The 2948-nt window shown below is 62.3% G+C and carries 2 protein-coding genes and 1 pseudogene; all 3 read left to right on the top strand.

Annotated features, from left to right (window positions below):
• The first annotated feature begins 155 nt into the window (after nucleotides 1-155).
• Nucleotides 156-1079, top strand: a complete 924-nt coding sequence (locus P7F28_RS01620) for a hypothetical protein (RefSeq protein WP_277182669.1) — start codon at nucleotides 156-158, stop codon at nucleotides 1077-1079.
• A 135-nt stretch (nucleotides 1080-1214) separates the two neighbouring features.
• Nucleotides 1215-2585, top strand: a complete 1371-nt coding sequence (locus P7F28_RS01625; RefSeq protein ID WP_370467206.1) for a TAXI family TRAP transporter solute-binding subunit — start codon at nucleotides 1215-1217, stop codon at nucleotides 2583-2585.
• A gap of 8 nt (nucleotides 2586-2593) precedes the next feature.
• Nucleotides 2594-2948 (top strand): annotated as a pseudogene (locus tag P7F28_RS01630) (phospholipase D family protein); the annotation flags it as partial.

Below are 2948 nucleotides of genomic sequence, written 5' to 3' on the forward strand. Positions count from 1 at the left end.
GCTTTTATAGTCACTTCCGTCGCCACGCAAAACGCCAAACGCGGAACGCAAAGTGGCCTGAGAACCGAGAAGGACATCCCGTGAAAAACGAATCGACTTTTGCTTCAGACGCACGCGTTTCGAACAAGGCGGCAAATAAAGGCAGAGGCTGTGGCATGCGCCATCTGCTGATCGCGGCAACGGCTGCGGCGCTTACGCTTGCGAGCGGCTCGGCTTTCGCGGGCTGGGCGCGTGGCGGCACCGCCTACACCGGCCGCGGCGAATACAACAGCGCGCACGCAGGCTCATGCAGCGGCGGTAGCTGCTCGCATGCGGGCGGCGTGATGAATCCGTGGGGCGGTGTGGCGACGAACTCGGGCACTGTGACGCGCAATGCACCCGGCCAATTCTCCAACTCGGGCACCGCCTACGGACCGAATGGCCGCGACGTACAGCACGCAGGCAACACGAGTTGCGCGAACGCGAGCTGCACGCACACGGGCAGCGCAACCGGCCCGAACGGCAAGAACGCGACTTCGGACAACACCGTTTCGCGCACGTCGCCGGGACAATACACATCGACGGGATCGGTGACGGGGCCGAACGGCAATACCTCGACGCACTCGGCATCGACCAGTTGTGCCGGCTCGACATGCAACCGTTCAGGCACGATCGATACGGCAAATGGCGGCACTGTTACGCACTCAGGCAGCGCAACGAGCGTCGCGCCGGGCGTGGTCGTGACGTCGGGAAGCGCGACCGCCAGCAACGGCGTGCATAGCACGACCGTGGTCAGCGGATCGACGGTCGTGACGGGTTCCACCACCGTGGTCGCTGCGCCCGTGATCGTTCCGCCGCCGCCTTCCACCACGGTCGTCGTAGCGCCGCCGCCGCCCCCGCCGTCCACCGTGGTAGTTACCGCCCCTCCGCCTCCGCCTCCGCCGCCTGTGAAAACGGTCTACGTTGCGCCGAAGCCGGTCTACATCGCCCCGCCTCCGCCGCCCGTCAAGACAGTCTATGTGGCTCGCGCGCCGCGGCCCGCCGTCTACGTTCCCGGCCACTGGATCGGTGCAGTCTGGATTCCTGCGCACTGGATCTGATCGCTGGTTCTTGGCGTGCAATAAACCGAAGTTTCACAGGTCGCTGGCGGTACACTGCGGATCAACGCCGTCATCGAAAAGGCTCGCCATGATCCGCACCTTCCGCGCATCGCCCGTTTCGAGAATCGTCGCTTCATGACGGGGCACCGCATGAAGCGTCCGCATTTGCCGCAGGATCATGCGCGAAGCCTCGTACATGACCTGACCTGGACCATCGGCCCTGCCGTGCTGGCGCTCGCGATTGCGGCGGCGCTGGTGTTCTGGCTGGTCGATCCCGCTCCGCCCCGAACCCTCACGATGAGCGCCGGCCAGCGGGACAGTTCTTTCTATGTGATCAGTCAGGAATATGCGAAGATCCTGGCGCGCAACGGTGTCACGCTCAAAGTTTTGCCGTCCGATGGCTCCGAGCAGAATCTCGCGCGTCTTTTGAATCCCAAAGACCATGTGGACCTTGCGCTCGTGCAAGGCGGCATTGCTACCAAACAACAAGCGGAACAGTTGATGTCGCTGGGCAGCGTGTCGTATGTGCCGCTGGTCGTGTTCTATCGCGGCAAAGGGCTGACGCTGCTGTCGCAACTGGAAGGCAAACGAATCGCCATCGGCCGTGAAGGCAGCGGCACGCGTGTGCTGTCACTGGCGCTGCTGCAAGCGAACGGCATCACGGCCGGCGACGGCACCCAACTCTTGCCAACCGATGGTCTGCAAGCCGCCACGCAGTTGGTCAGCGGAGAAGCGGACGCCGTCTTCCTCAGCGGCGATTCCGCCACGCGCGCGCTGATGCTGCGCTTGCTCCGAGTGCCCGGCATCTCGGTGATGGACTTCCGAGAAGCGCGCGCCTATACGCGCCTTTTTCCCTATCTCGACGATATCGAACTGCCGCCCGGCGTGCTCGATCTAGGTCGGCGCATACCGCCTGAATCCGTGCATCTCATCGCGCCGATGGTCGAACTCGTCGCGCGTACCAGTCTGCATCCCGCGCTATCGGATTTGTTGATCGAGGCTGCGCAGGAAGTGCACGGCACGGCGGGTCTGTTGCAGCGCGCAGGACAATTTCCGAGTCCTGTGGCGCACGAGTTTCCGATCAGCGAAGATGCCAATCGCTATTACCGCTCGGGTAAAAGTTTTCTTTATCGCAGCTTGCCGTTTTGGCTGGCAAATCTTGCGGACCGCGCGCTCGTGCTGCTTCTTCCGATAGCGGTACTGATCTTTCCCGCGCTGCGCGTCTTGCCCGCTTTATATCGATGGCGCATGCGGTCGCGTATCTATCGCTATTACGGTGCGCTGATTGCCGTCGAGCGCAGCGCCATGCGTCTCACCAGCGACGATGAACGACGCGCTTTGAACGTGGAGCTGGACTATATAGAAGAATCGCTCGATACGATCAGACTGCCGCTCGCCTACGCCGACGCGCTTTACGTGCTGCGCGAACATATCCGCTTCGTGCGCTCGCGCCTGAGCGACCCGGTGCGCCGCGAAAGCAGCGCTCACGCGTCATTCAAACCCTAAGCGCCACGATGACGATACGAACCGCACTCGCCGCCATTCTGACCACGATACTCGCCGCATGCGCGAGCCTGCCTTCTCAGGACACACGCACGCCCACGCACGCGTTCACGGACACCAATAATACTCAGCTTAGCGAAGCTTTTTCGCCGGGTGAAGCATCGCATCCGGATGAGAACGCGTTTCACCTCTTGTCCAACGGCACCGATGCGCTGATCGCGCGCGTGATCCTCAGCGAAACAGCACAGCGCTCACTCGATCTTCAGTATTACATATGGCATGACGATCTGACGGGTCGTGAGATGGGCGCATCGATTCTTCGTGCAGCGGATCGTGGCGTGCGCGTGCGCTTATTGATTGATGATC

Origin of the sequence: Caballeronia sp. BR00000012568055 (genome assembly GCF_029439455.1) — a bacterium.
Lineage (GTDB): Bacteria > Pseudomonadota > Gammaproteobacteria > Burkholderiales > Burkholderiaceae > Caballeronia.